28 protein-coding genes and 1 tRNA gene are annotated in these 26,973 nt (G+C 62.3%); 15 read left to right on the plus strand and 14 right to left on the minus strand.

Features of this window, described 5'->3' with window-relative positions; genetic code table 11:
• Positions 1-46 precede the first annotated feature (46 nt).
• Positions 47-793, plus strand: a complete 747-nt coding sequence (locus tag AC1Q5P_RS01125; protein WP_062780395.1) for a class I SAM-dependent methyltransferase — start codon at positions 47-49, stop codon at positions 791-793.
• A gap of 27 nt (positions 794-820) precedes the next feature.
• On the opposite strand, the gene AC1Q5P_RS01130 is transcribed toward AC1Q5P_RS01125, so the two are convergent.
• From AC1Q5P_RS01130 to grxC, 5 genes are all read right to left on the minus strand, one after another.
• Positions 821-1,129 (minus strand): FtsB family cell division protein, encoded by a 309-nt coding sequence (locus tag AC1Q5P_RS01130; protein ID WP_193826622.1) that lies wholly within the window; start codon positions 1,127-1,129, stop codon positions 821-823.
• An 867-nt stretch (positions 1,130-1,996) separates the two neighbouring features.
• Positions 1,997-2,073, minus strand: a tRNA-Arg gene (locus tag AC1Q5P_RS01135).
• A gap of 45 nt (positions 2,074-2,118) precedes the next feature.
• Positions 2,119-2,595 carry a DUF1178 family protein gene (locus AC1Q5P_RS01140; RefSeq protein WP_492517911.1) on the minus strand — a complete coding sequence of 159 codons (477 nt, stop codon included), beginning with the start codon at positions 2,593-2,595 and terminating at the stop codon, positions 2,119-2,121.
• Positions 2,592-3,422 carry a carbon-nitrogen hydrolase family protein gene (locus tag AC1Q5P_RS01145; RefSeq protein WP_427463147.1) on the minus strand — a complete coding sequence of 277 codons (831 nt, stop codon included), beginning with the start codon at positions 3,420-3,422 and terminating at the stop codon, positions 2,592-2,594. Before AC1Q5P_RS01145 ends, AC1Q5P_RS01140 begins: the two co-directional genes overlap by 4 nt.
• A complete protein-coding gene (gene grxC / locus AC1Q5P_RS01150) occupies positions 3,419-3,685 on the minus strand; it encodes a glutaredoxin 3 (RefSeq protein WP_039332218.1) in 267 nt (88 codons plus the stop codon). The genes AC1Q5P_RS01145 and grxC overlap by 4 nt, the downstream gene beginning before the upstream one ends.
• A gap of 172 nt (positions 3,686-3,857) precedes the next feature.
• On the opposite strand from grxC, the gene AC1Q5P_RS01155 reads away from it, so the two are divergent.
• Entirely contained in the window at positions 3,858-4,319 is a 462-nt protein-coding gene (locus AC1Q5P_RS01155) for an Hsp20 family protein (RefSeq protein WP_039332216.1), read from the plus strand.
• A 54-nt stretch (positions 4,320-4,373) separates the two neighbouring features.
• Here the strand turns inward: AC1Q5P_RS01155 and AC1Q5P_RS01160 are convergent, their stop codons facing one another.
• The 4 genes from AC1Q5P_RS01160 to tpiA all read right to left on the minus strand — a co-directional run bounded on the left by AC1Q5P_RS01160 (position 4,374) and on the right by tpiA (position 8,170).
• The gene (locus AC1Q5P_RS01160; RefSeq protein ID WP_039332214.1) at positions 4,374-5,063 is read right to left on the minus strand and encodes a Crp/Fnr family transcriptional regulator; all 690 of its coding nucleotides are present in this window, start codon (positions 5,061-5,063) and stop codon (positions 4,374-4,376) included.
• A 72-nt stretch (positions 5,064-5,135) separates the two neighbouring features.
• Positions 5,136-6,767: a CTP synthase gene (gene pyrG / locus AC1Q5P_RS01165; protein ID WP_039332212.1), complete on the minus strand. Its 1,632-nt coding sequence runs from the start codon at positions 6,765-6,767 to the stop codon at positions 5,136-5,138.
• A gap of 153 nt (positions 6,768-6,920) precedes the next feature.
• Complete coding sequence (gene secG, locus AC1Q5P_RS01170) at positions 6,921-7,310, minus strand: preprotein translocase subunit SecG (protein WP_456152435.1); 390 nt, start codon at positions 7,308-7,310, stop codon at positions 6,921-6,923.
• An 89-nt stretch (positions 7,311-7,399) separates the two neighbouring features.
• On the minus strand, positions 7,400-8,170 hold the full coding sequence (tpiA, locus tag AC1Q5P_RS01175; RefSeq protein WP_492517912.1) for a triose-phosphate isomerase: 771 nt from the start codon (positions 8,168-8,170) through the stop codon (positions 7,400-7,402).
• 281 nt (positions 8,171-8,451) lie between these two features.
• On the opposite strand from tpiA, the gene AC1Q5P_RS01180 reads away from it, so the two are divergent.
• The 6 genes from AC1Q5P_RS01180 (at position 8,452) to trpC (ending at position 14,891) form a co-directional block, all read left to right on the plus strand.
• Entirely contained in the window at positions 8,452-10,392 is a 1,941-nt protein-coding gene (locus AC1Q5P_RS01180) for a peptidylprolyl isomerase (protein ID WP_492517913.1), read from the plus strand.
• Positions 10,393-10,397: 5 nt separating this feature from the next.
• Complete coding sequence (locus AC1Q5P_RS01185) at positions 10,398-11,936, plus strand: anthranilate synthase component I family protein (protein WP_492517914.1); 1,539 nt, start codon at positions 10,398-10,400, stop codon at positions 11,934-11,936.
• Complete coding sequence (locus AC1Q5P_RS01190; protein WP_492517915.1) at positions 11,933-12,457, plus strand: YcxB family protein; 525 nt, start codon at positions 11,933-11,935, stop codon at positions 12,455-12,457. Before AC1Q5P_RS01185 ends, AC1Q5P_RS01190 begins: the two co-directional genes overlap by 4 nt.
• A 3-nt stretch (positions 12,458-12,460) precedes the next feature.
• Complete coding sequence (locus AC1Q5P_RS01195) at positions 12,461-13,048, plus strand: anthranilate synthase component II (protein ID WP_492517916.1); 588 nt, start codon at positions 12,461-12,463, stop codon at positions 13,046-13,048.
• Positions 13,045-14,034, plus strand: coding sequence for an anthranilate phosphoribosyltransferase (gene trpD / locus AC1Q5P_RS01200; RefSeq protein ID WP_492517917.1), 990 nt, complete (start codon positions 13,045-13,047; stop codon positions 14,032-14,034). The genes AC1Q5P_RS01195 and trpD overlap by 4 nt, the downstream gene beginning before the upstream one ends.
• A 68-nt stretch (positions 14,035-14,102) precedes the next feature.
• Positions 14,103-14,891 (plus strand): indole-3-glycerol phosphate synthase TrpC, encoded by a 789-nt coding sequence (gene trpC, locus AC1Q5P_RS01205; protein ID WP_492517918.1) that lies wholly within the window; start codon positions 14,103-14,105, stop codon positions 14,889-14,891.
• A gap of 3 nt (positions 14,892-14,894) precedes the next feature.
• Here trpC and AC1Q5P_RS01210 read toward each other — a convergent pair whose 3' ends face one another.
• A complete protein-coding gene (locus AC1Q5P_RS01210) occupies positions 14,895-15,641 on the minus strand; it encodes a lysoplasmalogenase (RefSeq protein WP_492517919.1) in 747 nt (248 codons plus the stop codon).
• Here AC1Q5P_RS01210 and trmFO point away from each other — a divergent pair.
• The gene (gene trmFO / locus AC1Q5P_RS01215) at positions 15,624-16,991 is read left to right on the plus strand and encodes a methylenetetrahydrofolate--tRNA-(uracil(54)-C(5))-methyltransferase (FADH(2)-oxidizing) TrmFO (RefSeq protein WP_193826627.1); all 1,368 of its coding nucleotides are present in this window, start codon (positions 15,624-15,626) and stop codon (positions 16,989-16,991) included. The two genes, AC1Q5P_RS01210 and trmFO, sit on opposite strands and share 18 nt — an antisense overlap.
• Positions 16,992-16,995: 4 nt before the next feature.
• On the opposite strand, the gene AC1Q5P_RS01220 is transcribed toward trmFO, so the two are convergent.
• The gene (locus AC1Q5P_RS01220) at positions 16,996-17,466 is read right to left on the minus strand and encodes an EF-hand domain-containing protein (protein WP_039332202.1); all 471 of its coding nucleotides are present in this window, start codon (positions 17,464-17,466) and stop codon (positions 16,996-16,998) included.
• Between the two features lie 78 nt (positions 17,467-17,544).
• Complete coding sequence (locus AC1Q5P_RS01225; protein WP_193826629.1) at positions 17,545-18,132, minus strand: hypothetical protein; 588 nt, start codon at positions 18,130-18,132, stop codon at positions 17,545-17,547.
• Positions 18,133-18,275: 143 nt separating this feature from the next.
• Between AC1Q5P_RS01225 and AC1Q5P_RS01230 the strand changes: the two genes are divergently transcribed.
• From AC1Q5P_RS01230 to AC1Q5P_RS01255, 6 genes are all read left to right on the plus strand, one after another.
• Positions 18,276-19,895: a pilus assembly protein TadG-related protein gene (locus AC1Q5P_RS01230; protein ID WP_082013282.1), complete on the plus strand. Its 1,620-nt coding sequence runs from the start codon at positions 18,276-18,278 to the stop codon at positions 19,893-19,895.
• Positions 19,892-20,368, plus strand: coding sequence for a TadE/TadG family type IV pilus assembly protein (locus AC1Q5P_RS01235; RefSeq protein WP_039332200.1), 477 nt, complete (start codon positions 19,892-19,894; stop codon positions 20,366-20,368). Before AC1Q5P_RS01230 ends, AC1Q5P_RS01235 begins: the two co-directional genes overlap by 4 nt.
• Positions 20,365-20,814 carry a TadE/TadG family type IV pilus assembly protein gene (locus AC1Q5P_RS01240; RefSeq protein ID WP_039332197.1) on the plus strand — a complete coding sequence of 150 codons (450 nt, stop codon included), beginning with the start codon at positions 20,365-20,367 and terminating at the stop codon, positions 20,812-20,814. Before AC1Q5P_RS01235 ends, AC1Q5P_RS01240 begins: the two co-directional genes overlap by 4 nt.
• Before the next feature lie 149 nt (positions 20,815-20,963).
• Positions 20,964-22,883 (plus strand): pilus assembly protein TadG-related protein, encoded by a 1,920-nt coding sequence (locus tag AC1Q5P_RS01245; protein ID WP_492517920.1) that lies wholly within the window; start codon positions 20,964-20,966, stop codon positions 22,881-22,883.
• Positions 22,880-23,473: a TadE/TadG family type IV pilus assembly protein gene (locus AC1Q5P_RS01250; RefSeq protein ID WP_039332192.1), complete on the plus strand. Its 594-nt coding sequence runs from the start codon at positions 22,880-22,882 to the stop codon at positions 23,471-23,473. Before AC1Q5P_RS01245 ends, AC1Q5P_RS01250 begins: the two co-directional genes overlap by 4 nt.
• Positions 23,470-24,144: a TadE/TadG family type IV pilus assembly protein gene (locus tag AC1Q5P_RS01255; RefSeq protein ID WP_492517921.1), complete on the plus strand. Its 675-nt coding sequence runs from the start codon at positions 23,470-23,472 to the stop codon at positions 24,142-24,144. Before AC1Q5P_RS01250 ends, AC1Q5P_RS01255 begins: the two co-directional genes overlap by 4 nt.
• Before the next feature lie 57 nt (positions 24,145-24,201).
• On the opposite strand, the gene AC1Q5P_RS01260 is transcribed toward AC1Q5P_RS01255, so the two are convergent.
• Both AC1Q5P_RS01260 and pdhA read right to left on the minus strand, forming a co-directional pair.
• Positions 24,202-25,596 carry a pyruvate dehydrogenase complex E1 component subunit beta gene (locus AC1Q5P_RS01260; protein WP_039332188.1) on the minus strand — a complete coding sequence of 465 codons (1,395 nt, stop codon included), beginning with the start codon at positions 25,594-25,596 and terminating at the stop codon, positions 24,202-24,204.
• 1 nt (position 25,597) lies between these two features.
• The gene (gene pdhA / locus AC1Q5P_RS01265; protein WP_236727073.1) at positions 25,598-26,608 is read right to left on the minus strand and encodes a pyruvate dehydrogenase (acetyl-transferring) E1 component subunit alpha; all 1,011 of its coding nucleotides are present in this window, start codon (positions 26,606-26,608) and stop codon (positions 25,598-25,600) included.
• Positions 26,609-26,973 lie beyond the last annotated feature (365 nt).

Genomic DNA, 26,973 nt, shown 5'->3' on the forward strand with positions numbered 1-26,973 from the left:
TCCGTTTCAGCTTTACCGCAGCGGACACAACCGCAATCCAGAAGCCATGGCAAGCGGCTCAACCCTGATATCGTCCCTACGCACCGGGCTGCTTGCAGTTCCACAAGTGCGTTCGACGATCGATCGGATCAGGGACCTGGCAGACCCCGATCGCCGCGCCATCGCGCGCATGAAGCGCACCCATTCCAGCGCCATCCTGCAACCTTGGCCGACGACCTGCGAGGATCGCTACCCCGAGATCTTCACGGCGCTCGACGCGCATCTGTGGACCCTCGCCAACCCGCGCATCCTCTCCTTCGGGTGCAGTGATGGCAGCGAAGTCCGCAGCCTGCGGCGGTGGTTCCCAAACGCCCGCATTGTCGGTCTGGACCCCAACCCGGCGATGATCCGGACCGCGCGGGCGCACCTCGCGCTGCACCCTGACCCCGATATTTCCTACATCGAGGCCGCCGACGTCGGGGTGCTTGAAGGCCAGACGTTCGATGCCATTCTGGCCATGGCAGTGTTTCGACACGGCGCCCTGGAAAGCCAGGCGCCGCAGTCCTGTTCGGCCTGGCTACCCTTCTCCCGCTTTGCGCAGACGGTTGCCGCGCTGGATCGCCATCTTGCCCCGGGCGGTTGGCTCACGATCTGGAATGCGCACTTCCGCTTCAGCGATACTCCCGTCGCTGCGCGCTATCATGCGCGCTCCCTTCGCTTCACGCGCGCCGATCCGATGACTCTGCTCTACGGACCCGACGATGCGCGCATGGACGGGAGTTACAGTGACGCCATGTTCCAGAAGCGGCGGTAAGCCTCCGCTGCATTGGCGGAGACCCGCTCAATCCTTGAGCTGCATCACCACGTCGTCAGGATGCGTCACGTTGAGATTGCTATGCAGCAATTCGCCGACAAGATCGGGGTCCGCATGGCGAGGATCGAGCAGATCGACACGGTTCTTTATCCGGTCCCGTTCAGCTGTCAGCGACGCAATTTCCTTCTGCCGCTGTTCAAGCACCCGCGCGTTCTCGCCCCAGGCCAGCAGGCCGCTTGGCCCGGCAACGCCGACCGCAGCAAGCACAAGCAGGACGACAAGCGCCATCGACTGCGCAAGGCTGTCTTTCGGGAGAAGTGGGCGACGGGATTTCATGTCACGATTGAATCACAAATCCCGCGCCGTTTCAAGGACCTTCACCTTCACCCGCATCACAATAGGTAAAACGGCACAGACAAAAATGTAATCTGCACACCACCACCACACTACAAACACAATCGTCGCCCCGGGCTTGACCCGGGGCCCCGCTTTTCTTCTGCGCTTCCTGTGAACCAAGGAAGCGGGATCCCGGGTCAAGCCCGGGATGACGAGGAAAGGGGCGCGGACAAGCTTGACAAAACGAACCATATAGGTTACACGCCCCGCCACAGGTCAGGAGAGGGCACAAGGCCAACCCGCTCCTCTCCCTTCGGAGCTTACGCCCAGAATTATACTTGGGCGGACGGCTCCGGCGCGATCGGTGCGGCAGGTGCGCAGCGGGTTCAACGAGGGGCGTAAAGCCCAAGGCCCACCGGGCAAACCCTGCCGTTACCCAAGGACAGACAGGACAACCCAGGGCTGATAGCACGGCGCCGAACCCTGAGCGACGCTGCGGATGCGGAACCCGCCATGATTGTGCGACTGTGTCAGCACAAACGACAGGTTCTTTTCACGCAGCCGCTTGCCAGAAGCCAAGGCAGTACGCGAGCCGCTGCCAAAGCTTCGTCCTTTCGCATATGTCCGACCATCAGGCTGAGCCGACAAGGGGCCCGGAACCGCCCCCGGCCACTCGCAACCGGTCCCGCGCCCCATCCCTTGCGTGCCACAACGGCACCGCACCGGTCGCGCGATCTGTGAACTCCCACAGGCGTTATGGTCCGCATTCGCCAGCGGATGATCTCTCGCGCCACCTCGCGGCGTCCCCGCGCAGGCGGGGACCTCAGCGTCCCCGACCACGGCAATGACATCAATGCTCTAGGAAAATGGTGCGCCCGACGGGATTCGAACCCATGGCCCCCAGATTAGGAATCTGGTGCTCTATCCTGCTGAGCTACGGGCGCCCGCGCACTCCTTTAGGCAGGGGCGCGGGCGCTGGCAACGCTCTTTCAGTTGGCTTCTTCCGGCGGAACGACGGGAATAAGCAAGGGAGCAACCGCAATGCCCTCATCAAGCAATTCACGCGCCTCATCGGGCGTCGCACGGCCGTGGATGGCGCCGGGGTCCTTCTCGCCGTAGTGCATTGCGCGGGCATCGTCGGCGAATTTGTCCCCTACCCAGGTCGAGGACTTGATCGCCTCGGCCTGCATCGCAGCGACGGCCTGCAGCATGGCCACGGCCTCGGGCGGCAGCGGGACATTAGCGACGGGCGCGGATTCCGCAGGCTTTGCCGGCACCGGTGCCGCAATCTGGTTGCCTTTGCGGCCAACATTGGGCGCCATGACCGCCTTGCCGACATCGGGCGATCCACACGAGGGACAGGACACCAGCCCCCGAGCGAGTTGACTTTCATAGTCCTGCGAGGAGCCGAACCAGCCCTCGAAGCGATGCCCGTTCGGCCCGCATTGCAGATCAAAGACAATCATGCCGCCGATCTAGGGATTTCGCGCTTGTTGGCAAGACTGGGAAGCTGTGCGCGAACCTCGCCCGTTCGGGCAGGGTCGACATATGCAAAGCCAAGCGAGCTGCCTTCACCGCCATCGTAGACAACCTCGCCCCAGGGATCGACCACGAGCGAATGCCCGAAGGTCTCGCGCCCGTCTTCGTGAACGCCGCCCTGGGCAGCGGAAATGACCCAGGCGCTGGCTTCCACGGCGCGAGCGCGCTGCATCAGGTGCCAGTGCGCCTTGCCGGTCGGCACGGTGAATGCCGCCGGGATGCGGATCGCGTCGCAGCGGCGACGGCCCAGTTCCTCGAACAGTGCCGGGAAGCGGATGTCGTAGCAGATGGCCATGCCGAGGCGGCCCAGCGGCGTCTCGACAGTCACCACTGCATCGCCGGGCGTGTAGGCTGCGGATTCGCGCCAGGTCTCGCCCGTTGCCAGATCGACATCGAACATGTGGATCTTGTCGTAGCGCGCGGCGATTTCCCCGTCGGAATCGATGATGAAGCCGCGATTGGCCCACTTGCCGTCATCGCGAAGCACGGCCAGCGAACCAAGATCGATCCACAGCCCCAGATCCCGTGCCGCCGATCGCGCGGCGGCAAGTACCGGATTGTCAGCTTCGGTCACGATATGCGGGGTTGCCCTTGCCCGGTCGCGATCGAGAAGCCCGCACATTTCGGGGGTGAAGAGCATCGCCGCCCCCTCGTCCGCCGCCTTCCGCGCTGCGCCGACGATCGCATCTGCATTGGCCAGCGGATCGATCCCGCTGGTCATCTGGAACAGCGCAACCTTTAAGGGATCCGTCACTTCCCGAGCATCATGTCCAGCTTGCCCTGCGCATTGAGCGCGGCAAGATCATCGGATCCGCCAACGTGGATGCCATCGATAAAGATCGAGGGCACGGTGGTATGGCCGGGAGCGCGTTCCAGCATTTCCGCCTTCTTGGGTCCGCCCATCGTCACATCGAATTCTTCGTAGGACACGCCCTTGCTGTCCAGCAACTGCTTGGCACGCGCGCAGTAGGGGCAACCCCACTTCGTATAGACTTCGACCTTGGGCGTATCGGACATCGGTACCTCTATCTGGGTCTTGAAATGCGGTTTTCGCTAACACACATGGGTTTTCGTGTCATGCGCCGCAAGCCGGGCCTGATCACGAATACGTTCGTAAAACCGCCGATGCGGGCGCCGGGTTCCGGGTTCGCAAAGGCAAGTGCAGATTGCTCTATCAGAGGATATTGCCATGAACCGTTTTGACTTTACCCCCTACCGCCGCACCACCGTGGGTTTTGACCGCCTGTTCGACCTGCTCGAACGCCAGGCCCGCGCCAATGCCGGTGACAATTATCCGCCCTTCAATATCGAGCGTAGCGGCGAAGATGCCTACCGCATCACGCTGGCGGTCGCCGGATTCAAGGCCGAGGACATCGACATCACCGCCCAGCAGAACCTGCTCGTGGTAAAGGGCCAGCGCCCCGAACCGCAGGACCGCGAATTCCTGCATGTCGGCATCGCAAACCGCGGTTTCGAGCGTCGCTTCGAACTCGCCGATTTCGTCCGCGTTGAAGCCGCAGACCTTGCCGACGGCCTGCTGACCATCGATCTCGTGCGCGAAGTGCCCGAGGCGATGAAGCCCAAGAAGGTGCTGATCGGCGCGCAGAACCAGCTCAAGGTGATCGAAGGCGACAATACCGCCGCCGCTTGATCTCTCACAGGAAAAACAGGGAAGAGCGGGCCAGTACGGTCCGCTCTTTCTGAATCACCAGGCTTCGGCCACGTCTATCAGCGCCTCGCGATCAAGAATGGTCACGCGCCCGCCTTTCAGGGCAATGATGCCATTGTCGACCCAGGCGGAAAGCTGGCGATTGATCTGTTCGCGCGACATGCCGGCAAAGTTTCCGAGTTCGCCCTGGCTCAGCGCAATCTTGAGCTGATTGCCGGTGTCAGACGTGTCCCCCATCATCAGGCGCAACAGGAAACGCGCCAGCCTTGGCCCGGATGTGTAGGCCCGGTCGGCCTCGATCACGGCGTTGTTCTGCCGCAACCGGCGCGCCATCGCCTTGAGCAGGCGCAGGGCCAGACCCTTGTGCTTGTCGATGATATCGCCAAAGGCCCCGCGGGTAAGGATCAGCGCCTCGATCGGCTCGATGGCTTCGACCGTGGCGGTGCGATCCCCGCCATCGAGAAAGGCGATCTCGCCCAGGACATGGCCGGGCTCGGCATAGTCGAGGATGATCTCGCGCCCGTTTGCCGCCAGCATGCTGACCCGCGCGAGCCCCTTGAGGATGATGAAGAGAGTCTTGCCCTCTTCACCTTGCGCCATCAACTCCTGCCCTGGCTTGAACTGGCGGACCTGGCCACGCGCGATAATATCGGACAGCTCGGCCGGTTCGCAGTCCGCGAAAAGACTTTGTGCCGTCAGCGCTTCAGCCAGCTTGGCCGCATCCATGTCGAGGTCCCCCAGATTGCTGCAGCGCAGATAATCAGGGAAACCTCGCCATGACCAGTCCCTTAAGAGCTTTTAAACCAGACGCGCCTGCTTGACGGCCGCGGCAATGAACCCTGCAAAAAGCGGATGGGGTTCGAACGGACGGCTCTTGAGCTCCGGATGGAACTGCACGCCGATGAACCACGGGTGATCCGGACGCTCGACGATTTCCGGCAGGAGACCGTCGGGAGACATGCCCGAGAACACCAGACCGCCCTTCTCGAGCCGCTCCTTGTAGGCGATGTTCACTTCGTAGCGATGGCGATGGCGCTCGCTGATTTCGGTCGCGCCATAGATGTTGGCAACATGGCTGTTGCCTGCAAGCTTGGCATCATAGGCGCCAAGCCGCATCGTTCCGCCAAGATCGCCGCCTTCCGACCGCTTCTCGAGACCCTCGGCAGTCATCCATTCGGTAATGATGCCGACCACCGGTTCATCGGTGGGGCCGAATTCGGTAGACGAAGCTCCGGGAATGCCGGCGGTGTTGCGGGCACCTTCGATGCAGGCCATCTGCATGCCAAGGCAGATGCCGAAGAACGGCACCTTGCGTTCGCGCGCGAAGCGCACCGAGGCAATCTTGCCCTCGGTGCCACGTTCTCCAAAGCCGCCCGGCACAAGGATGCCGTGCATCGGTTCGAGATGCGCTGCGATTTCCGCATCGTCCTTCTCGAACAGCTCGGCGTCGAGCCACTTGATCCGCACCTTTACGCGGTTTGCCATGCCGCCATGGACCAAAGCTTCGTTGAGCGACTTGTAGGCATCCTGCAGGCCGACATACTTGCCGACGACGCCGATGGTCACTTCGCCCTCGGGGTTCTGGTGCCGATCGACGATATCGTCCCAGCGCGTCAGGTCCGGCTCGGGCGCAGTCAGGCCGAAATGGCGCAGCACTTCGCTGTCGAGGCCCTCTGCATGGTACTGCAGCGGCACGGCGTAGATGCTCGAGGCATCGAGAGCCGGAATGACCGCAGACTTCCGCACATTGCAGAACTGCGCGATTTTGGCCCGCTCGCCCTCGGGCAACGGCTTCTCGCAACGGCACAGGAGAATGTCGGGCTGAATGCCAAGGCCGGTGAGTTCGCGCACCGAATGCTGCGTCGGCTTGGTCTTCAATTCACCGGCAGCCGCGATGTAGGGCACCAGCGTGACGTGGACGAAGCAGGTCTCGTTGCGGTCAAGCTCGTTGTGCATCTGGCGCAACGCCTCGATGAACGGCAGGCCTTCGATGTCCCCCACAGTCCCGCCGATCTCGCACAGCACGAAATCGAGATCCTCGGTTTCGGCCTGCGCAAAATCCTTGATCGCGTCGGTCACGTGCGGAATCACCTGCACCGTCGCGCCAAGGTAATCGCCACGGCGCTCCTTCGCGATGATGTCGCGGTAGATGCGGCCCGAGGTGATGTTGTCTGCCTGGCGTGCCGAAACGCCGGTAAAGCGTTCGTAGTGGCCCAGATCGAGATCGGTTTCAGCACCATCGTCGGTCACGTAGACTTCGCCGTGCTGATAGGGGCTCATCGTCCCCGGATCGACGTTCAGATAGGGATCGAACTTGCGGATGCGCACGCGAAAACCGCGTGCCTGCAGCAAAGCCGCCAAGCTTGCTGCCATGAGTCCCTTGCCGAGCGAGGAAACCACGCCGCCGGTGATAAAAATGTACCGCGCCATGGGATTCGGGCCTTAGCGTCAGAAGTTGCAACTAGGCAAGCGGTTGCGGCTGCAATCTTCGCCACAATCCACAAGCCGTGGACGAAAGCAAAACGACAACCGACCCGCAACCTGTCCGGTCGCGGGGCGGCGAGCCGCTCTGCGGTATTCGGTTTACTGGCCGGCGGCGCCGTTCAGCGGATCATTCGCCGGGGCCGACTGGACCGGAGCCGTGCCAGGCTGCGCGCCCTGCGCCGGGGCCAGGGGATCCGCTGCCGGTGCGTTCTGCACGGGCGTGGTGCGCTCCAGCGAAGTATCAATCTCGCGGCTCGAGTTTGTGCCAACCGCAAGAGCAGCCAAGGCAATGCTGAGCACGACAAAGGCTGTGGCGAGAATCGTCGTCAACCGCGTCATGAAGTCAGCCGCACCGCGAGCAGACATGAAGCCGGCCGGGCTTCCGCCCACGCCCAGGCCACCGCCCTCGGACTTCTGCATCAGGATCACGACCACCAGCAGCGCTGCGACAATGGCCTGGACCACGGTTAGAAAAATGAACAACGACATGAATCACACCTCGTGCGCGAAACCGCGCGGGAATCTTGAGCGGCATGTAGGCTTGCTGCGCCGTCGGCGCAACCCGCGCGTTGCGGCGCTCAAGCCTCTCCGTTGTCGGCCGCGGCCACGATCGGCAGGAAAGCTTCAGCCGTCAGGCTCGCCCCGCCGACCAGCGCACCGCCCACGCCTTCTGCAGCAAGCAAGTCCCTGGCGTTTCCGGCGTTGACCGAACCGCCATAAAGGATGCGCACCTTCGCACCGCTCTCGCCGTAGAGAGCAAGCAGTTGCTGGCGAATCTGGGCATGCATGGCGACAACGTCTGCAACTTCGGCCACGCGCCCGGTCCCAATCGCCCAGACCGGCTCATAGGCAACCGCCACCTTGCCTGACGCTACTGCGTCTGCAGCAGCATCGGCATCCGGCATCGAGGCAGTGACCTGAGCGGAAACGACCGCTTCGGCCTTTCCGCCATCGCGCTCTTCAAGCGTCTCACCCACGCAGACGATGATTCCGAGCCCGGCAGCAAGTGCGGCTTCGGCCTTCGCTTTTATCAGGTCGTCGCCTTCGCCATGGTCCTTGCGACGTTCGCTGTGCCCGACGATCACGAAGTCGGCTCCGGTATCGACCAGCATTTGCGCAGAGACGTCGCCGGTGTGCGCGCCCTTTGCGTTGACATGGCAATCCTGCCCGCCAACCCCCATTGCGTTCACCGCCTCGCGAAGAGCGCCAATCAGGGTGAACGGAGGGGCAATGGCAACCTGAACGTCAGGATAACGCCCCGCCGCCCGGTCAATCGCCCGCGCTTCGGCGAGCATGGCGCGCGTCCCGTTCATCTTCCAGTTGCCTACAATGTAAGGACGGTGCGGCATGATCGGCGCGTTCCCCTGAATTTCGCAGATACAATCGGTTGCAGGACATCGATCGCCCTGCTTCGTCGGCGCGGCTATCAAACCCGGACTGATTCTGCAAAACGCCTGATCGCATAAGCGGGCATAGCGCCGGTTGCCGCAGGCGCCGCTGCCACACGCGGCCTATTGCGCGACGATCGATGGCATGGAGCCATTGCGAGAATTGCGTTTGCCTCCTAAGGCAACCGCTAACCGAACCTTCGGGTGCGTTGCCGTGCCCAGACGAGAGACGAACTACACAAATGCTCGGCTTTTTCCGCTCGTTCCTCAAGTCGCGCATCGGCGTTGCCGTTGCCCTGATCTTTCTTGGCCTGATCGCGCTGGCATTCGCCAGTGCCGACGTCACCGGCAGTGGCTTTGGCGGAATCGCCGGAGGCGACCGCGCCGCCAAGGTCGGCTCCAATCGCATCGGCACGGCTGAACTCGGCAAGGCGCTGACCAACGCGTTCGAGCAGGAACGGCAGAAGCAGCCCGGCCTGACGATGAAGCAATTCCTCGACGCTGGTGGCATGGACACCGTGCTCACCGGCCTGACCGATCGGCTGGCCATGGCCGAGTGGGGCCGCGAGCATGGTCTTATCGCAGGTGATCGCCTGATCGACAGCGAAATCACCAAGATCCCGGCCTTCCAGGGTCCTGATGGCAAGTTCAGCCAGTCGGCCTATGAGCAGCTGCTCGCCCAGCGCGGCCTGACAGACAAGGACGTCCGCAAGGATCTCGGTCAGGGCCTGCTGGCCCGGCAGATCCTGTTGCCGGCTGCATTCGGCGCCCAGATGGCTGACGAAGCGGTCCAGCGCTATGCTGCGCTGCTGACGGAGAAGCGCGTCGGCACCATCGTCTCGGTGCCATCGCTCGCCTTTGCGCCGACGTCGCCCCCGGCCGACAGCACTCTTGCCGCGTTCTACAACGCCAACAAGAGCCGCTACATGCAGCCCGAACGCCGCACGATCCGCTATGCGATCGTTGACGAGGCGAGCCTGAAGACCGTGGCAGCGCCCAGCGACGCCGAAGTGGCCCAGCGCTACAAGCTCAACAGCGCAGTCTACTCCGCATCCGAACAACGCTCGGTAACGCAGGTCATTGTCCCTACCGAGGCCGCTGCCAAGGCGCTTGCCGCAGAAGTCGGCGCCAACGGCTCGCTCGACAATGCCGCTCGTGCCAAGGGCCTGGTCGCCAGCAAGCTTGCCGATCAGACACGCGATACCCTCGCCAACCAGACGTCGCGTGCCGTATCCGATGCCGCATTCGCCGCGACTTCGGGCACGCTGGCAACACCTGCGAAGTCGGGCCTCGGCTGGCACGTGCTCAAGGTTGACGCCGTCAAGCGCAATGCCGGAAAGACTCTCGAACAGGCGCGCCCCGAGATCGTCGCGGCCCTGACCCTAGAAAAGCGCCGCGCAGCGCTGTCCGATCTTGCCGCGCAGGTCGAGCAGGAAATCGACAATGGCACCGGCCTGGCCGATATCGCCAAGACGCTGAACCTGACCGTCTCCACAACGGCTCCGCTGACAGCGAATGGCAGCGTGTTCGGCAAGCAGGACGAGAAGGTGTCTGCCGACATCGCCCCGTTGGTTCAGGCCGCGTTTTCGATGGAGCGCGAAGGCGAAGCCCAGCTGGCAGAGATCAAGCCTGGCGAGAAGTTTGCCGTTTACGATGTCGGCCAGCTCGTCGCCGCCACGCCCGCCCCGCTGGATCAGATCAAGAGCGTCGTTGCCCGGGACTGGGCCGTTCAGCAGGGCGCAGCGAAAGCCAAGGCTGCCAGCGACAAGATCCTGGCAGCATTGAACAAGGGCACGCCGCTGGCCGAAGCTCTCAAGCTCGCCGGCGCCGCTCTGCCCGCTCCCCAGCCCGTGGACCTGCCGCGTCAGGCGCTTACCCAGATGCAGGGACAGGTTCCTGCACCGCTTGCGCTGATGTTTGCCATGGCCAAGGGCAGCAACAAGCGGCTCGAAGGGCCGAACAACGGCGGCTGGTACGTCGTTTCGCTCAAGGAAATCGTCCTCGGCCAGGTCAAGCGCGGCGACCAGATCTTCCAGCAGGCTGCCCGCTCATTCGGACAGGATGCCGGCGGCGAATATGCCGAGCAGCTCCGCCTGGCGATCCGCAAGGAAGTCGGAGTCGAACGCAACGACGCCGGGATCAAGGCCGTCCGTGACCAGCTGACCGGCAGCAACGCCCAGTAAATCCCATGACCATCGACCTCGCCGAAACTGCCGTCGCACTCCCCGAGAACCATGAGGCTGCGCTTTCGCAGCTGTCTGCCGGAAAGCCTGCGCTGATCTGGCGCAAGCTGATTGTCGATACCGAGACTCCCGTGGGCGCCGCGCTGAAGCTCATGGAGAGCGGGCGGGGCGATTTCCTGCTCGAATCCGTGCAGGGCGGCGAAGTGCGGGGACGGTACAGCCTGCTGGGCATCGATCCCGATCTTGTGTTCCGCGCCACCGGCACACGCGCCGAGATCAATCGCATCTGGCGGCACGACAAGGCCGCTTTCGCGCCGCTTCCCGGCGACGCACTTGCAGAGCTGAGGGCCCTTGTCGCTGCCTGCCGGATCGATGTTCCTGCCGCGCTTCCGTCGGCGCTGGCCTGTCTTGTCGGCTATTTCGGCTACGAGACGATCGGCCTTGTCGAGAAGTTGCCGCGTGCTCCGCAGAGCGACCTTGTCCTGCCCGACATGCTGTTCACCCGCCCCACCGTGGTGCTGGTGTTCGACCGCCTGTCCGACGAACTCTTCGCCATTGCCCCGGTCTGGGCCGAAGGCGGCGCGCCCGAGCGGCTGCTTGAAGCCGCGGCCGAACGCATCGACAACGCCTTGCGCAAGCTGGCGGAGCCTGTTCCGGCCGATGCCCGTCTGGCCGAGGCGGTGGACGTGACCCCGCAACCCGTCATGCCTGCCGCCAACTATGCGCGCATGGTGGGTGCCGCGAAGGACTACATCGAGGCAGGCGACATCTTCCAGGTCGTACTGGCCCAGCGCTTCACCGCGCCCTTCCCCCTGCCGCCGATCGCACTCTACCGCGCCCTGCGCCGCATCAACCCCTCGCCCTTCCTCTATTTCCTCGACATGCCGGGCTTCGCGCTGACCGGATCGAGCCCGGAAATCCTCGTCCGCATCCGCGATGGCGAAGTGACGATCCGCCCGATTGCCGGCACCCGCCCGCGCGGCAAGACGCCAGAGGAAGACCGCGCCAACGAGCTGAGCCTGCTCGACGATCCCAAGGAACGCGCCGAGCACCTGATGCTGCTCGATCTGGGCCGCAACGATGTCGGCCGCGTGGCCAAGGCAGGTACGGTCAAGGTCACTGAAAGCTATACTGTCGAGCGCTACAGCCACGTCATGCACATCGTCTCGAACGTGGTCGGCCAGCTCGACACGAACCGGGCTGACAGCGTCGACGCCCTGTTCGCGGGCTTCCCGGCCGGCACTGTCAGCGGCGCGCCAAAGGTCCGCGCCTGCGAAATCATCGCCGAGTTGGAACCCGAAACACGCGGCGCCTATGCCGGCGGCGTCGGCTACTTCGCCCCTGACGGCTCGGTCGACAGCTGCATCGTCCTGCGAACCGGCGTGATCAAGGACGGCGTGCTCCATGCGCAGGCGGGCGCGGGGATCGTTGCAGACAGCAACCCCGAATATGAACAGCGCGAGTGCGAACTGAAGTCAGGCGCACTGTTTGCGGCTGCGCGCGAGGCGGTGCGGGTGGCGAGTGCGCCGGGGTATGGGCAGTGAGTACCCGGTTCGATACGGTCTGGACTTATGACGACTATCTGCTTGCAAACCGCCTGAACGCGAAGCTGCAGCGCAGAAAGCAATGGATCATCGCAAGTGCCGCAATTCTGGCAGGCGTATTGGCTGCGAACCCGTTCGGTTCGGATCTTGGCAGCTTCGAAAGTTACGCCGTGTTAGTCCTTTCGGTATTCGTCGGACTTGCCGCATGCACCGCTGGCTTCTGGCTCGTGAACAAAGTCATCTTGCCGAGCAAGGCGGCCAAGATGTTCGAGCAATTGAAGCTTGATGGAGTTACGACAAGCTTCGAATTCGATCGTACCGGCATTCGCATAGCGGCACCCTTGGGAACGTCGAACCTCGAGTGGAGCCACATTACAAAATGGACGGAGGATCAGAACATCCTGATGTTCTATCGAACCAATCTCATGTTTTTTGCTATCCCAAAGGCGCAAGTTGACTCAAACGCCTTAGATGACTTGCGGCAGGCACTCGTCGCAGGCAACGTCCCCAAGGCCGGATAACGCATGATCCTCGTCATCGACAACTACGACAGCTTCACCTGGAACCTCGTCCACTACCTCATGGAGATGGGCGCGGAGGTCGAGGTCGTGCGCAACGATGCGCTGACCGCAGAGCAAGCCATCAAGACCGGCGCGCAAGGGTTCCTGCTTTCGCCCGGCCCGTGCACGCCCAACGAGGCGGGGATCAGTCTCGATCTTGTCGGAGCGGCGGCGGATGCAAAGGTGCCGTTGCTGGGCGTCTGCCTCGGACACCAGTCCATCGGGCAGTACTTCGGCGGCAAGGTCGTGCGCGGCGGCTTGATGCATGGCAAGACCTCGCCGGTTACGCACGATGGCACGGGTGTGTTCGAGGGCCTGCCATCGCCGTTCATCGCCACGCGCTATCACTCGCTGATCGTCACCGACATTCCCGAATGCCTTGCTGTCAACGCGCAGTCGGATGACACACACGTCATGGGCTTCCGCCACACCTCGCTGCCGATCCATGGCGTGCAGTTCCACCCGGAAAGCATTGCCACCGAGCACGGCCACGCGATGGTCGCGAATTTCCTGAAGCTCTGCGGCATCAAGACCAACCCGCTTCCGGCATGAGCCTGCCTGACGTCACCCATCCGCTGGAGGAAGCCGAGGCAGAGGCCGCGTTCGCAGCAATCCTAGACGGCACCGTGGCGGACGAAGCCATTGCGCAGTTCCTCGCCGCAATGTCCGACCGGGGCGAGACGGCGAGCGAGATTGCCGGTGCAGCCCGGGCGATGCGGGCGCGGATGATCCCGGTCAGCGCACCCGCCAATGCCATAGACGTCTGCGGTACCGGGGGCGACGGTCACCACACGCTCAACGTCTCTACCGCAGTCAGCCTCGTTGTTGCCGCGTGCGGGGTGCCGGTGGCCAAGCATGGCAACCGCGCGGCGAGTTCGAAAGCAGGCGCCGCCGATACGCTGGAGGCGCTCGGCCTCAACCTCGATCGCGCCGCCGAAACTGCCGAGGAAACGCTGGCCGACCTTGGCATCTGTTTCCTCTTTGCTGCGCGCCATCACCCGTCGATGGGCCGCATCATGCCGATCCGCAAGGCGCTGGGCCGCCGCACGATCTTCAACCTTATGGGGCCGCTGGCCAATCCGGCAGGCGTGTGCCGCCAGCTGGTCGGCATTGCGCGTCCCGCCTATGTACCGATCTATGCCGAAGCAATCCGGCGCCTTGGCACAGATCACAGCATGGTCATCTCGGGCGACGAGGGGCTGGACGAACTGAGCCTTGCCGGCGGCAATGAACTGGCCGAAGTGCGTGGGCACGAAGTGCTTATGCGCCGTGTCAGCCCGGAAGATGCCGGCCTGCCGCAAACCCCGGTCGACGCCATTCGTGGCGGCGATGCTGCTTTCAACGCCGCAGCCTTGCGCGCCCTGCTGCAAGGTGAAGTAGGTCCGTACCGTGACGCGGTGCTGTTCAACGCCGCCGCCGCGCTGATCGTTGCGGGTGAGGCACGCGACTGGCACGAGGGCATCGAAGAGGCCGCCGAAGCGATTGACAAGGGCCTGGCCAACGCGCTGCTCAATTGCTGGATTGCGGCGCTGAAGTAGCGCTTGGCGCTACAGGTCACACGATACACTTGCCCCAACGGGTTCAACCTCGCTAAGGCGCCCCTGCCATGACCGACAAGCTCACTGAAATCTGCGACACCAAGCGCGTTGAAGTCGCCGCCCGCAAGGCCGCTGTCAGCATCGGCGAGCTGGCCGCGCGCGCCGCGCAGCAGAGCGCCCCGCGCGGGTTCGAGGCGGCACTGCGTGCCCGCGCGCAGACCGGCTATGCATTGATCGCCGAGATCAAGAAGGCCAGCCCTTCAAAGGGACTGATCCGCGCCGATTTCGCCCCTGCAGACCATGCCCGCGCCTATGAGTCCGGGGGCGCCGCCTGCCTTTCGGTGCTGACCGACGCGCCGTATTTTCAGGGGCATGAAGACTATCTCGTCGCGGCGCGTGCTGCCTGCACACTGCCGGTGATCCGCAAGGACTTCATGGTCGATCCTTGGCAGTGTCTTGAAGCGCGCGCCATCGGGGCCGATGCCATCCTCATCATTGCCGCCTGTCTTTCCGACAGCGAGATGGCCGAGATCGAAGCCGCTGCCCGAGAACAGGGCATGGATGCGCTGGTCGAAGTCCACAACGAAGAGGAAATGGAGCGCGCCAGCCGCCTGAAGTCGCGCCTGATCGGCGTCAACAACCGCGACCTCAAGCGCTTCGTGACCGATCTTGGCACGACCGAGCGCCTTGCTCCGTTGGCCCCCGAAGGCACCTTGCTGGTTGCCGAAAGCGGCATCAACACCCACGCCGACATATTGCGCCTTGAAGGTTGCGGCGCGCGCACGTTCCTCGTCGGTGAAAGCCTCATGCGTCAGCCAGACGTTGAAGCGGCAACCCGCGCCCTCCTTCAGGGTTGAACCTTACCGGACGGCCGGGAACTCGCCCTTCCTCCGCAGAGTGGCGATCACGCCGGTGCAGATCATGAACTGGCCGAAGTAGTAGAGCGGCCAGATCAGCAGCCCCGGGACCGCGCTGCGCGCCAGCGGGACCATCCTCGCGAAGATCAGCAGGTCGGACACGACGAACATGGCGGCGCCCAGCGCCACCCGGCTGCGCGGAAAATCGCTGGCAAATGCGGCCGTCGCCATTCCGCCGAGCAACAGAGCATAGCCTGCAACGTCCATCCGGCCGGACAGCGCCCACGACAGCGCCGGGACGCCGATGACAGATACCACCGCCACGGCCTTGTCCAACCCTGAAAGGCTGGCGCGGGGATGGCGCAGATACAGCGCTATCGCGGCGATGTGGCCCGCAAAGAAGGCTGCAGCACCACCGGTGAAGTCCACTTCCAGCACCATGTCGCCAATCGCGCCCAGCGCCATGACCAGCGCCAGCAGGTGGGAGCTGCGGGAGGGATGATGCGCCCAGGCATATGCAGCGAGCAGGGCAACGCCCGCGCCTTTCCAGAGTATCAGCCAAAGGCCGGGCACCTGCCCCTTTGCGGCAAGCCAGTAACTCGTTCCGGCAATCAGACTGGCGACCAGCCAGGGCCGTTTCTCGATCAATGCGCGTCCCGGCACCCGGCGTCTTCTCCCCTTGCCCTGCGGACGCTCTTGCCGCAACGGCGCGGCAATGCCAAGGGCAAGCCCATGACGCATCAGGTCCATATCATCGGCGGCGGCATGGCCGGCAGCGAAGCGGCGTGGCAGCTTGCCCGTCGCGGGGTTCGCGTAAGACTTTCCGAAATGCGCGGCAGTGGTGACACTACCCCTGCACACAACGGCGATGGCCTTGCCGAACTGGTCTGCTCGAATTCCTTTCGGTCCGATGATGATGAGAAGAACGCCGTCGGGCTGCTGCATTACGAAATGCGCCAGTGCGATAGCCTGCTCATGGCGGCAGCGGCCAAGGCGCGGGTGCCCGCAGGATCGGCGCTGGCTGTCGACAGGGACGTGTTCTCTGCTGAAGTCGAGGCGGCCCTGCGCGCGCAGCCTACGCTCGAGATTGCAAGGGAACGCATCGATTCACTGCCCGGAGAGGGGCTGACGATCGTGGCGACTGGGCCTCTCACCAGCCCTTCCCTTGCCGAAAGCATCGGTGGCACGACCGGCGCCGACAGCCTCGCCTTCTTCGATGCCATCGCGCCGATCGTCTACCGCGATTCCATTGACATGAGCGTGGCGTGGATGGCCTCGCGCTGGGACAAGGGCGCGGAGGCCTCGCTCGCGCTCGGCGGCGACGGGCGCGATTACATCAATTGCCCGATGACGAAGCCGCAGTACCTCGCCTTCCGGGAAGAGCTGCTCGCCGGTGAGAAGACCGAGTTCAAGGAGTGGGAAGCCAACACCCCCTACTTCGACGGGTGCATGCCAATCGAGGTCATGGCCGCGCGGGGCGAGGAGACGCTCCGGTTCGGACCGATGAAGCCGGTGGGACTGGACAATCCGCATTGGGCCACAGCGGAACACCCCAATGGGCGCTGGCCCTATGCCGTGGTGCAACTTCGCCAGGACAACAAGCTCGGCACACTATGGAACATGGTCGGCTTCCAGACCAAGCTGAAGCACGCCGAACAGGTTCGCGTGTTCCGCACGATCCCCGGCCTTGAAAATGCCGAGTTCGCCCGACTGGGCGGCTTGCACCGCAACACCTTTCTCAATTCGCCAACGCTGCTGGATCGGCAGCTTCGACTGAAATCGGCGCCGCACATCCGGTTTGCCGGTCAGATCACGGGCTGCGAAGGCTATGTCGAAAGCGGTTCCGTCGGGATGCTGGCCGGCCTGATGACGGCGGCGCAGATTGCAGGGCGCGCGTGGACACCGCCTCCGCAAACGACGGCCTTGGGAGCACTGCTGTCGCACATCACCGGCGATGCCGATGCCGAGAGCTTTCAGCCGATGAACGTCAACTTCGGCCTCTTCCCCCCGTTGCACGACGTGAAGAAGAAGGCGCGTAAGGAAGCTTATACCGAGCGGGCCAAGGCGGACATGGCCGGGTGGCTCGGTTCTCTGGCGTAAGCCCCTATTTGCAGGAGCATTTCTGCTTTGGCTTGGGTGCTGCCTTCGGCCGCGTGGTGGCAAACTCCTCACGGGTGAGAAACAGGTCGCCATTCCCATCGGCCGACTTGAACTTGTCGACAGTGACATAGGCCCATTCCTCGAAGGTCAGCAGATTGTTGCCGTCCTTGTCGAGCTTGCGGAACGCCGATGCGCGCAGGCTCAGCATTTCGGTGCGGCTGATCCGGTTGTCCCGGTCCTTGTCGACCAGATTGAACCTGCGGGTCTCCTTGCCGACAGACGTTGCTTCGGGAGGGGCGACACCGGTAAGCCCTTCGATGTCGGCGCTTGGCAGACCTTCCGGAGCGACTGCAGCATCGGCGACCGGCAATGGCGGGGCAGTCCCTTCGCGTGTTTCGGCACGGCCCTGCCACCAGAAGACGCCTGCAGCGCAAAGCATCAGGGCAGCGAGACCACCAAGCAAGGCACGAACCATTTTTCACCCTCCTTGATGAAGGGTCTAACGCCGCAGGCTTGTTGCGGCAGCGGTAGATGCTACCGCTTTGGCACGAACTCAGAAGCCCAGCGCACCTGCGCGGACCACCCGCAGAAAATCGATAAGTTGGCGTCCCTTTCCCGGGTTATCGGCACTGTCCTTCATGGCGCAAAGCACGGCAAGTGGCCGCATCGCACGGGGCAATGCACCTCTCCGCCCGCCTGAGGTTGCCTCACCCGCCAGATATCGCGCATGAGCCGCGATCGCGCCGTTGTCTCGAACGTCAAGCACCTCGGCCAGTGCGAGATAGGCATTGGTCAGGGCCAAGGCGAATTCGTCTTCCTGTTCCTCGCCCATGGCGCGAGCCTCCCAGCTGTCGACCAGTTCCACCAGCCGACCGTGCTGCCCCTTCCACGCCTTGAGCGATGCCAGTGCCGGTTCGCTGACCGGCCATGCCTCACCGCTCTCGTTCAAGCGATCCCGCCACCACGACAGCCGCAACTGGACCATCAAGGGTTCGCGCCCGGGGCGGGCGGTCTCGGCCAGTTTCTGCTCGAGCATGAACAGGGCCAGCCACGCAGGGCGCGCCGCCGCAGGAGCATAGGCAAGGGCAATTTTACGCGTGATATCCAGGGTTTCGGCGGGTTTCGATGGTAACTTCGACATTAAGAAACAACTCTCGCAAATCCCGTATTGTTTAACGGGCCGTCAACCAGATGGCTTCAAGATGAACTTACCACGACAATCTACTTAACGATTCGCGGGATTGGCATCGGCAGCCGCCGACGGAATGAGAAAACGGTAGCAGCATGCTCTCAGCATTTCGATCACTCTCGGGGTTGGTCCACTTGTGCAAGCGCCTTGCCCGGCACAAGGGAGGCAATGCAACGCTCCTGCTTGCCCTGGGCATGCCGGCATTCATTGGCGGGGCGGGTTTGGCGGTCGATACCGCACAGTGGTACATGTGGAAGCGCGAATTGCAGTTCGCCGTGGATCAGGCAGCTCTGGCCGGCGCCTGGGCCCGAACGCAGAGCGCGACGCGCGCCATCTATTCGGACCGGGCGCTTCAGGAATTCAACGCCAACATCTCAACCGTTAACGACATCACCGTGGGCCCGCCCTCGGTTACGTTGTCGAGCTATGCCGGTGGCAGCAACAACAGCGTCACGGTGAGCGCGACGGTGCGGGACACCCTGCCCTTCTCGAGCTTTCTGACGGGAGAAGGCACCACGGTCACAGCATCGGCGCAGGCAGCCTATACGTCCGGCACGTCCTTTACGTCCTGCCTGCTTGCGCTTGATGAAGACGATAGCGGCGCCGTCACGATCGGCGGCACTTCCGTGCTGAAGGCCAAGTGCGGCATTGCGGCCCTTTCGACCTCCGACTCGTCCATCCTCGTCGACGGCAATCCCGACATCGATGCCGGTTGGGTGCTTTCTCGCGGCGGCATCGACGAATGGTTCAGCAACCACACGGACGACGAGGTCCACGACTATCTCGAAGGCCTGTTCGATCCCTATGCCAACCTTTCGCCGCCGAACCCTACTGAAAGCCAGGTGGCACGCAGCTACTACTGCGTGAAAGGAACGACCACGACCCGAGCCGACCGAAACAAGAAGACCACTGTCACCTATACCTACTGGAAGGGTGCGACCTGGCAAACTGCGACCGAGCAGGTCAGCGGCAACAAGAACGCGAAGAAGGACTATTCGACCGAGAACAACGACAGCTATGTCATTGTCGAGAACACGGTAGTGGCGGGCACGACCTATGCGACCACCGTAGTCTGGACCCAGACGAACAGCGGTTCGGGGAACAACACCGTCTGGGAAAAGATGGAAACGGTTGTTGCCACCACCCTGTCCAACATCAGCAAGACGACCACCGCCGACCTGGCCTCTGCGCTGCCCGGGACTTATGTCGGGGGCATAAAGGTGTCTTGCGCCACGACGTTTGCGCCGGGCGTCTACATCATCGACGGTGGCGGGGTCGAGATCAGCGGTCAGTACGCCGTCGTCGGCAGCGGTGTGATGTTCGTGCTCAAGAATGGTGCGTACATCAAGATCAATGGCGGCTCGAACATCAACCTCACTGCCATTCAGGCTTCGGAACTGGTCAGCCGCGGTGTGTCCGAAACGGATGCCAACGCACTGGCAGGCATGCTGGTCTTCGAGGATCGCAACTCCACCGGTACTGACCGCAGCAAGATCAATGGCGATTCGGACACGGTTCTGAACGGGACCATCTATCTGCCAAACAGCGGCATCGACTTTACCGGGACCGCCAAGGTCACCAGTCAATGCCTGATGATCGCGGCTGACACGATCGCGATCTCCGGCACGGCCAACATGAGCTCTTTCTGTCCGCCCGGACTGACTGAAGACACCGTGGTGGCGAAAGAAGTCAGCAAGGTGAAGCTGATCGTATGATCCCAGCCCGATCGCTTCTGCAACGCCTGATCCGCGATCCAAGCGGGGCGATGGCCGTGGAAACCGCCATCATCGCCCCGCTCATGGTGCTGTTCAGCCTTGGCGCCTACCAGGTAAGCAGCCTGGTTGCGCGGCAAAGCGAGTTGCAGAGCGCCATGACGCTGGCCGAATCCGTCGCACTTGCCACCGACCCTGACACGTCGGACGAACTGAACGCACTCAAGAACGTGGTTGTTGCCACAGCCGGACTTGAACCCGAACAGGTGATGGTGGCGGCGGCTTATCGTTGCAATTCCTCGAACGCCTATGTCGCCTTGGAAAGCACCTGCGCGACAGGCGACAATGTTTCGCGCTATGTGCAGGTCACGTTGTCTTACGATTACGTGCCGATCTGGACGGAGTTCGGCTTGGGCTCGACCATTTCGCTCCAGGTCAATCGTTATGTTCTCTACGGTCAGAGGACAAAGGCATGACTACCGGACGCTTGGCCAGAACGCTCCGTGCATTGCTGCGCCAGAAGCAGGGTTCCGTGGTAACGGAGTTTGCTCTTCTCGCACCCACGATCCTCGCATTGATGCTCGGGGTTTTGCAGATCGGCATTGGCATGCAGAACTACAACGCGATGCGTTCGGTTGCGTCAGACGTGATGCGTTATGCTGTGGTGAACTATCAGACCGGAAATGAGCTTACCAACGATCAGATCCGGTTTTACCTGCGCTCCATCGCGATAAAGAGCCCTTACAAGCTGGAAAGCGCGCGTCTGGCGATCAGCGTAACGAATGTAATCGATCCGCGTATAGATGGGACTGTCGAGAAAACCGTAACCATGACTTACAGCATACCGACAGTGCTGTCGTTTATTGGGGTTGATGCATTTCCCATCACATATACTCAGCCCCTTTTTTTGATGGAAAGCTGAATATCCGTTGGGGCGTCACCAAATCGCGTACACGGCTTTGGGTTAAGCACGCCTTATACGATTTCCTCTGTGCGCTCCGGACACTTTAGGAAATATTTTACGATGAAATTTATCCTTAATATTAGGGGTTTCTGCGTAGTCGTCTAATCATGTCGTCAGACGCTTATCTTTCCTGCCGTCATTCGTGGCTTCGAACGCATTATCGTTCGACGGTCAGATGCCTGCGCAGTCTCTGCCGGGATGAGTCAGGCAATGCCCTGATCATGCTTGCGATGTCGGTCGTTCCGCTGCTTGCCCTGGTTGGCTCAAGCATAGACATGGGGCGCGCCTATCTCGTCGAATCCCGACTTCAACAGGCCTGTGATGCCGGCGTCCTGGGTGCACGCAAGGAACTGGGCGCGATCGTGGACTTCGACCCGGACATCGACGGAGCAGCGGTCATCAGCAAGGGCACGCGCTTCTTCAACGCGAACTTTGCCGACGGCATCTACAACTCCGTCGACCGAGACTTCGTGATGACGCTGGAGGACGATCAATCCGTCGGCGGCATTGCGTCCGTCATCCTTCCCACCGACATCATGCAGTTCTTCGGCAAGGACGAAATTGCCATTTCCGTAAATTGCCGCGCCGAACTGAGCGTGCCCAACACCGACATCATGATGGCTCTCGATGTCACCGGCTCGATGGCCGAGAGCAACCCCGACGACACCTCGCCCAAGATCGCCGTTCTGAAATCGGTGGTGAAGGGCTTCTACGCCACCATGGAAGCGAATCGCCAGCCACAAAGCCGGATTCGCTATGGCTTCGTTCCCTATTCAACGAACGTGAACGTCGGCGGCTTGCTCAAGGACGAGTGGGTGGTCCCGCAGTGGCGCTATCCATCGCGGACCCTGGTTGGCACCAGTGGAAGCGGCGGGCTTTATGGCTATTACAGTGCGGTCTCTCCAGTCTCCGGAACCTATTACACCACCACCTCGACGTTTGCCGCGACGGAGGCCGGTGGCGGATATACCTGTTCCGCACCGGCGAACACGCTGACAACGTCGACGCAACTCTTGTCCACGACGACCGCCCAAGTGAGCAATCCGTCCGGCACAAGGACAACCTACACCTATAATCGTACGAGGAACGGCAACACCTACTCCGTCTCTCGTTCAGGCAGTACCTGCACGCTTTCCACCACGACCTACGCAAGCTACGTCGACACCTTCAAGTATATCACCGAGCCCAGTCTCGCTTCAGGCAGTTCCTGGCTCTACAAGGATGTGCTGAAGGACACGAGCGACTGGCGCACAGCGTCTAACGGTTGCATTGAAGAGCGATCCACCTACGAGATCGACGACTACGACAATGTCGATCTCGATCGCGCTCTCGATCTCGATATCGACACCGTGCCGACCGCCGGCGCGCCTGACACGCAGTGGCGGCCGATGTATCCTGCCATGATTTATGAGCGCGCCAGGCTCTGGGATGGCTCGGGCAGCTTCACCACCAGCGAAGTCACCACCAACAGCGAGTTCCTTGCTCCCGGCATTGCCGGATTCGCTGCCTGCCCCACGTCAGCGCGCAAACTGCAGGTCTGGGACCAGAGCGCCTTCCACGGCTACATCGACGGACTGGTTGCCGCAGGCAGCACTTACCACGACATCGGCATGATCTGGGCGGCGCGACTGTTGTCTCCGAGCGGAATCTTCGCGGCCGAGAACGCCGATGTCTCCACCCGTCAGAGGACCAGTCGCCACCTGATCTTCCTGACTGACGGGCAGACCTCCTCGCTGGACATCAGTTACAGTTCCTATGGCGTGGAACCGATCGCGCAGCGGCGCTGGCATCCCAGTTCGCCCCTCACGCTCACGCAGACGATCGAAAAGCGGTTTTCCTTCGTCTGCGAGGAAGTAAAGAAGCGCAACGTCACGGTCTGGTTCGTCGCATTCGGCACCGATCTCAACCCAATCATGACCGACTGTGCGGGCAGCGGCCACTATTTCAGCGCGAAGAATGCCGAAGAGCTGCAGAACGCCTTCCGGAAGATCGCCCGTTCGATCGGTGACCTGAGACTGGCCCAATGATCAGGCGCCAACTGCACAGCCTCGGCACGGATGCGGATGGCGCAACGGTGGTGGAATTCGCGCTGGCATCTCCTGTTCTGGTGCTCTTGCTGATGGGGCTCTTCGACATGGGGTACTCGGTATATGCAAACACCATGCTGCAAGGGGCGCTGCAGCGCGCCGCGCGCGATTCCACTGTCGAAGGGGCAGCAAGCACGCTGACCACGCTGGATGATGCGGTGAAGGCAGAGGTCCACCGCGTAGTCCCCGACGCTTCCATCGCGTTTTCGCGCAAGGCTTATGCAAACTTCACGGATATCGGGCTGGAAGAAGACTATACCGACGCCAACGAAAACGGCGTCTGCGATGACGGAGAGCCTTACGAGGACGCCAACGGCAGCGGCACATGGGATCGCGACAGAGGCGCCAATGGTCTGGGAGGAGCGCGCGACGCTGTCGTCTATACGGCGACCATGACCTACAGTCGCAAATTCCCGATGGCGTCGTTGATTGGCCTGAGCGAAACAGTGACCAACAGCGCCAGCACGGTACTCCGGAACCAGCCCTACGATGCCCAGAAAAGCCGGGCGAAACTCGGGAACTGTACATGAAGCGGATTGTCGAACGCCTGGCGGGCCTGGTCCGCAACAGGTCCGGCGTCGCGGCGGTGGAGCTCGCTCTTGGGGCGCCATTTGTGCTTACTCTGGGGCTGTGGGGAGCGGAACTGGGCAATCTTGCCATCACTCATATGCGTGTCAGCCAGCTTGCCATGCAACTGGCCGATAACGGGTCACGCATTGGCGACGAGTCGATGCTCGAAAACCTGAAGATCTACGAAAGCGACATCAACGACCTGCTGGTTGGCGCCAACATCCAGGCGGGCAAGCTCGATCTTTTCGAGCATGGCCGCGTGGTCATCAGCAGCCTCGAGGTGGTGCCGGGCACTGAAGATACCCAATACATCCACTGGCAGCGCTGCAAGGGTAAGCGGAACTTTCAATCGTCGTACGGTGGTGAAGGAACGGGAACCGATGGCTCGCTGTCAGGAATGGGGCCAGCAGGGGAGGAAGTGACCGCGACCGAAGGCGATGCGGTCATTTTCGTCGAGATCGAGTACGCTTACCAGCCGCTCGTCAGCCAACGCTTCGTACCCGATGCCGTGATACGGACCACCGCAACTTTCAACGTCCGTGCGGATCGGGACCTGACCCAGATCTACCAACGCAACGCCGCCGCGCCTAACCCCATCGCACGATGCAACGTCTATGACGGATACGACTGAATGCAAAAGGGCGCCGGATCGCTCCGGCGCCCCTGAACTTTCAGCGGATCAACCACTTCAGCGGTAGCAGACCTTCCGCACGGCAGCCGCAATCTTGCTGGCGTCGATCAGGGCCAGCTTTTCAAGATTTGCCGCGTAAGGCAGCGGTACGTCCTCGTCGCATACGCGCAGGACGGGGGCGTCAAGGTGATCGAAGCCCTCTTCCATGCAGATCGCGATGATCTCGGAAGCGATGGAGCAGACCGGGAAGCCTTCCTCGGCCACGACCATGCGGTTGGTCTTCGCCAGCGAGGCGAGAACCGTTTCCTTGTCGAGAGGGCGAAGCGTGCGAAGATCGATCACTTCTGCATCGATGCCCTCGGCGGCAAGCGCTTCGGCTGCTTCGAGCGCGAAGCCGACGCCGATCGAGTACGAAACGATCGTGACATCCTTGCCCGGACGCACGATGCGCGCCTTGCCGATCGGCAGGACGAAATCGTCGATCTGCGGCACGTCGAAAGTGCGGCCATAGACCAGTTCGTTCTCGAGGAAGACTACCGGATCCTCGCTGCGAATGGCCGCGCGCAGCAGGCCCTTTGCATCGGCGCTGTCATAGGGCGCGATGACGACGAGGCCGGGGACGTTGGCATACCACGGACCGTAGTTCTGCGAGTGTTGCGCACCGACGCGGCTGGCAGCACCGTTGGGGCCGCGGAACACGATCGGGCAGCGCATCTGGCCACCGGACATGTAGTTGGTCTTCGCGGCCGAGTTGATGATGTGATCGATCGCCTGCATGGCGAAGTTGAACGTCATGAACTCGATGACCGGGCGAAGGCCGCCCATGGCAGCGCCTGCGCCGATACCGGCAAAGCCATACTCGGTGATGGGGGTATCGATGACGCGCTGTGGGCCGAACTCCTCGAGCAGACCCTGCGTTACCTTGTACGCGCCCTGGTACTCGGCCACTTCCTCGCCCATCACGAAAACGCGATCGTCGGCACGCATTTCCTCGGCCATGGCATCTCGAAGCGCTTCGCGAACCGTGGTCGGAACCATCGCCGTGCCAGCGGGAAGCTCGGGATCGGCGGCCGGCTTGGCATCGCTCTTGGGCGCGATCGCGGCCGCTGCCTTGGCCTTGGCGTCCTGTCCGGCAGGCGCTTCGCTTTCGGCTGCCTTCTGTTCGACTGCGGGTGCGGCTGCAGCTGCAGGTGCCGCGTCAGCCGAATCATCTTCGCCCTTGATGGTCGCAATGACAGTGCCGACCTTCACGCCCTCGGTGCCCTCTGCCACGAGGATTTCACCGATCGTACCCTCGTCGACAGCTTCGAATTCCATCGTTGCCTTGTCGGTCTCGATCTCGGCGAGGATGTCACCCGATTTCACTTCGTCTCCGGCCTTGACCAGCCACTTGGCAAGCGTGCCCTCCTCCATCGTCGGGGAGAGCGCAGGCATCTTCAGTTCGATGGCCATCTCAATAGTTCTCCACCAGCACGTCGGTATAAAGCTCGGCCACATCGGGCTCGGGCGATGTTTCGGCGAAGTCCGCCGACTCGGCGACAACCTGGCGAATGCGCTTGTCGATTTCCTTGATCTTCTCCTCGGTCACACCGCGCTTGAGAAGTTCGGCCTTGGCGCCCTCGATCGGATCGTGATTGTCGCGCATTTCCTGCACTTCCTCACGGCTGCGATACTTTGCAGGGTCAGACATCGAGTGGCCACGGTAGCGATAGGTCTTGAGTTCCATCAGGACCGGGCCATTGCCGGCGCGGACGTACTCAAGCGCAACTTCCGCTGCCTGACGGACTTCGAGAACGTCCATGCCGTTCACGTCCATGCCCGGAATCCGGAACGCCGTGCCACGGCGATAGAAGTGCGTTTCCGCCGAACCGCGCTTTACCGCCGTCCCCATCGCGTAACCGTTGTTCTCGACCACGAAAATGATCGGCAGCTTCCACAGCGCCGCCATGTTGAAAGTCTCGTAAACCTGGCCCTGGTTCGACGCACCGTCGCCGAAGTACGCCATGCAGACGCCGCCGTCATTGCGGTACTTGTGCGCAAAGGCGAGACCTGCGCCAAGCGGAACCTGTGCCCCGACGATGCCGTGACCGCCGTAAAACTTGTGCTCGGTGCTGAACATATGCATCGAGCCGCCCTTGCCGCGCGAAATGCCTGCGCCGCGTCCGGTAAGCTCTGCCATGATGACCTTGGGATCGATGCCGTAAGCGAGCATGTGGCCATGGTCGCGATACCCGGTGATCACACTGTCGTGCCCTTCCTTGAGGGCGGACTGAAGGCCAACGGCGACAGCTTCCTGGCCAATGTAGAGATGGCAGAACCCGCCGATCAGGCCGAGACCGTAAAGCTGACCCGCCTTTTCCTCAAAGCGGCGAATCAGAACCATCTGTTCGTAGAACTTCAGCAGTTCCTCATCACTGGCATCGTAGCGCTTGTTGTTCGCATGCGCCTGCTGGAGACTCCGCAAGGCGAAGGCCGCTTCTTCGGCTACGTCGGACGCAATCACCGGCTCGGTCCCGACCACGGAAGTGGTCGCACGCTTAGCGGCTGGTTTCGTGGCAGATGTATTGGCTCTGGGCCTCGGGGACTTCGCCAAGTCTGGGTTTCCTTTTCTGGCAGCCTCGGGTTCCGTAGGGTCAGGAACGCACAGGCGAGCCTATACCTTAGCACAGCCCGTTCGCAACGCTGTTCGGTCAATACGAAGCTATTATGGATACCTATGCAAATTCCGCGAACCGTTCTGGCTCGAAGTTCGCGGTCGCACAAATGCATGGGCTGCCAGAAACGAAAAGAGCCCGCGCAAAGGCGGGCTCTTTCGAGAGACGGTGATGG

Source organism: Novosphingobium sp. GW835-FHT14H07 (assembly GCF_058793515.1).

Bases quoted from the DNA above. Each gene is read 5' to 3' on its own strand.
- AC1Q5P_RS01125 (WP_062780395.1), top strand. From the start codon at position 47: ATGGCAAGCGGCTCAACCCTGATATCGTCCCTACGCACCGGGCTGCTT.
- AC1Q5P_RS01130 (WP_193826622.1), bottom strand. From the start codon at position 1,129: ATGAAATCCCGTCGCCCACTTCTCCCGAAAGACAGCCTTGCGCAGTCG.
- AC1Q5P_RS01140 (WP_492517911.1), bottom strand. From the start codon at position 2,595: ATGATTGTCTTTGATCTGCAATGCGGGCCGAACGGGCATCGCTTCGAG.
- grxC (WP_039332218.1), bottom strand. From the start codon at position 3,685: ATGTCCGATACGCCCAAGGTCGAAGTCTATACGAAGTGGGGTTGCCCC.
- AC1Q5P_RS01155 (WP_039332216.1), top strand. From the start codon at position 3,858: ATGAACCGTTTTGACTTTACCCCCTACCGCCGCACCACCGTGGGTTTT.
- AC1Q5P_RS01160 (WP_039332214.1), bottom strand. From the start codon at position 5,063: ATGGATGCGGCCAAGCTGGCTGAAGCGCTGACGGCACAAAGTCTTTTC.
- pyrG (WP_039332212.1), bottom strand. From the start codon at position 6,767: ATGGCGCGGTACATTTTTATCACCGGCGGCGTGGTTTCCTCGCTCGGC.
- secG (WP_456152435.1), bottom strand. From the start codon at position 7,310: ATGTCGTTGTTCATTTTTCTAACCGTGGTCCAGGCCATTGTCGCAGCG.
- tpiA (WP_492517912.1), bottom strand. From the start codon at position 8,170: ATGCCGCACCGTCCTTACATTGTAGGCAACTGGAAGATGAACGGGACG.
- AC1Q5P_RS01180 (WP_492517913.1), top strand. From the start codon at position 8,452: ATGCTCGGCTTTTTCCGCTCGTTCCTCAAGTCGCGCATCGGCGTTGCC.
- AC1Q5P_RS01185 (WP_492517914.1), top strand. From the start codon at position 10,398: ATGACCATCGACCTCGCCGAAACTGCCGTCGCACTCCCCGAGAACCAT.
- AC1Q5P_RS01195 (WP_492517916.1), top strand. From the start codon at position 12,461: ATGATCCTCGTCATCGACAACTACGACAGCTTCACCTGGAACCTCGTC.
- trpD (WP_492517917.1), top strand. From the start codon at position 13,045: ATGAGCCTGCCTGACGTCACCCATCCGCTGGAGGAAGCCGAGGCAGAG.
- trpC (WP_492517918.1), top strand. From the start codon at position 14,103: ATGACCGACAAGCTCACTGAAATCTGCGACACCAAGCGCGTTGAAGTC.
- trmFO (WP_193826627.1), top strand. From the start codon at position 15,624: ATGACGCATCAGGTCCATATCATCGGCGGCGGCATGGCCGGCAGCGAA.
- AC1Q5P_RS01210 (WP_492517919.1), bottom strand. From the start codon at position 15,641: ATGGACCTGATGCGTCATGGGCTTGCCCTTGGCATTGCCGCGCCGTTG.
- AC1Q5P_RS01220 (WP_039332202.1), bottom strand. From the start codon at position 17,466: ATGGTTCGTGCCTTGCTTGGTGGTCTCGCTGCCCTGATGCTTTGCGCT.
- AC1Q5P_RS01225 (WP_193826629.1), bottom strand. From the start codon at position 18,132: ATGTCGAAGTTACCATCGAAACCCGCCGAAACCCTGGATATCACGCGT.
- AC1Q5P_RS01230 (WP_082013282.1), top strand. From the start codon at position 18,276: ATGCTCTCAGCATTTCGATCACTCTCGGGGTTGGTCCACTTGTGCAAG.
- AC1Q5P_RS01235 (WP_039332200.1), top strand. From the start codon at position 19,892: ATGATCCCAGCCCGATCGCTTCTGCAACGCCTGATCCGCGATCCAAGC.
- AC1Q5P_RS01240 (WP_039332197.1), top strand. From the start codon at position 20,365: ATGACTACCGGACGCTTGGCCAGAACGCTCCGTGCATTGCTGCGCCAG.
- AC1Q5P_RS01245 (WP_492517920.1), top strand. From the start codon at position 20,964: ATGTCGTCAGACGCTTATCTTTCCTGCCGTCATTCGTGGCTTCGAACG.
- AC1Q5P_RS01250 (WP_039332192.1), top strand. From the start codon at position 22,880: ATGATCAGGCGCCAACTGCACAGCCTCGGCACGGATGCGGATGGCGCA.
- AC1Q5P_RS01255 (WP_492517921.1), top strand. From the start codon at position 23,470: ATGAAGCGGATTGTCGAACGCCTGGCGGGCCTGGTCCGCAACAGGTCC.
- AC1Q5P_RS01260 (WP_039332188.1), bottom strand. From the start codon at position 25,596: ATGGCCATCGAACTGAAGATGCCTGCGCTCTCCCCGACGATGGAGGAG.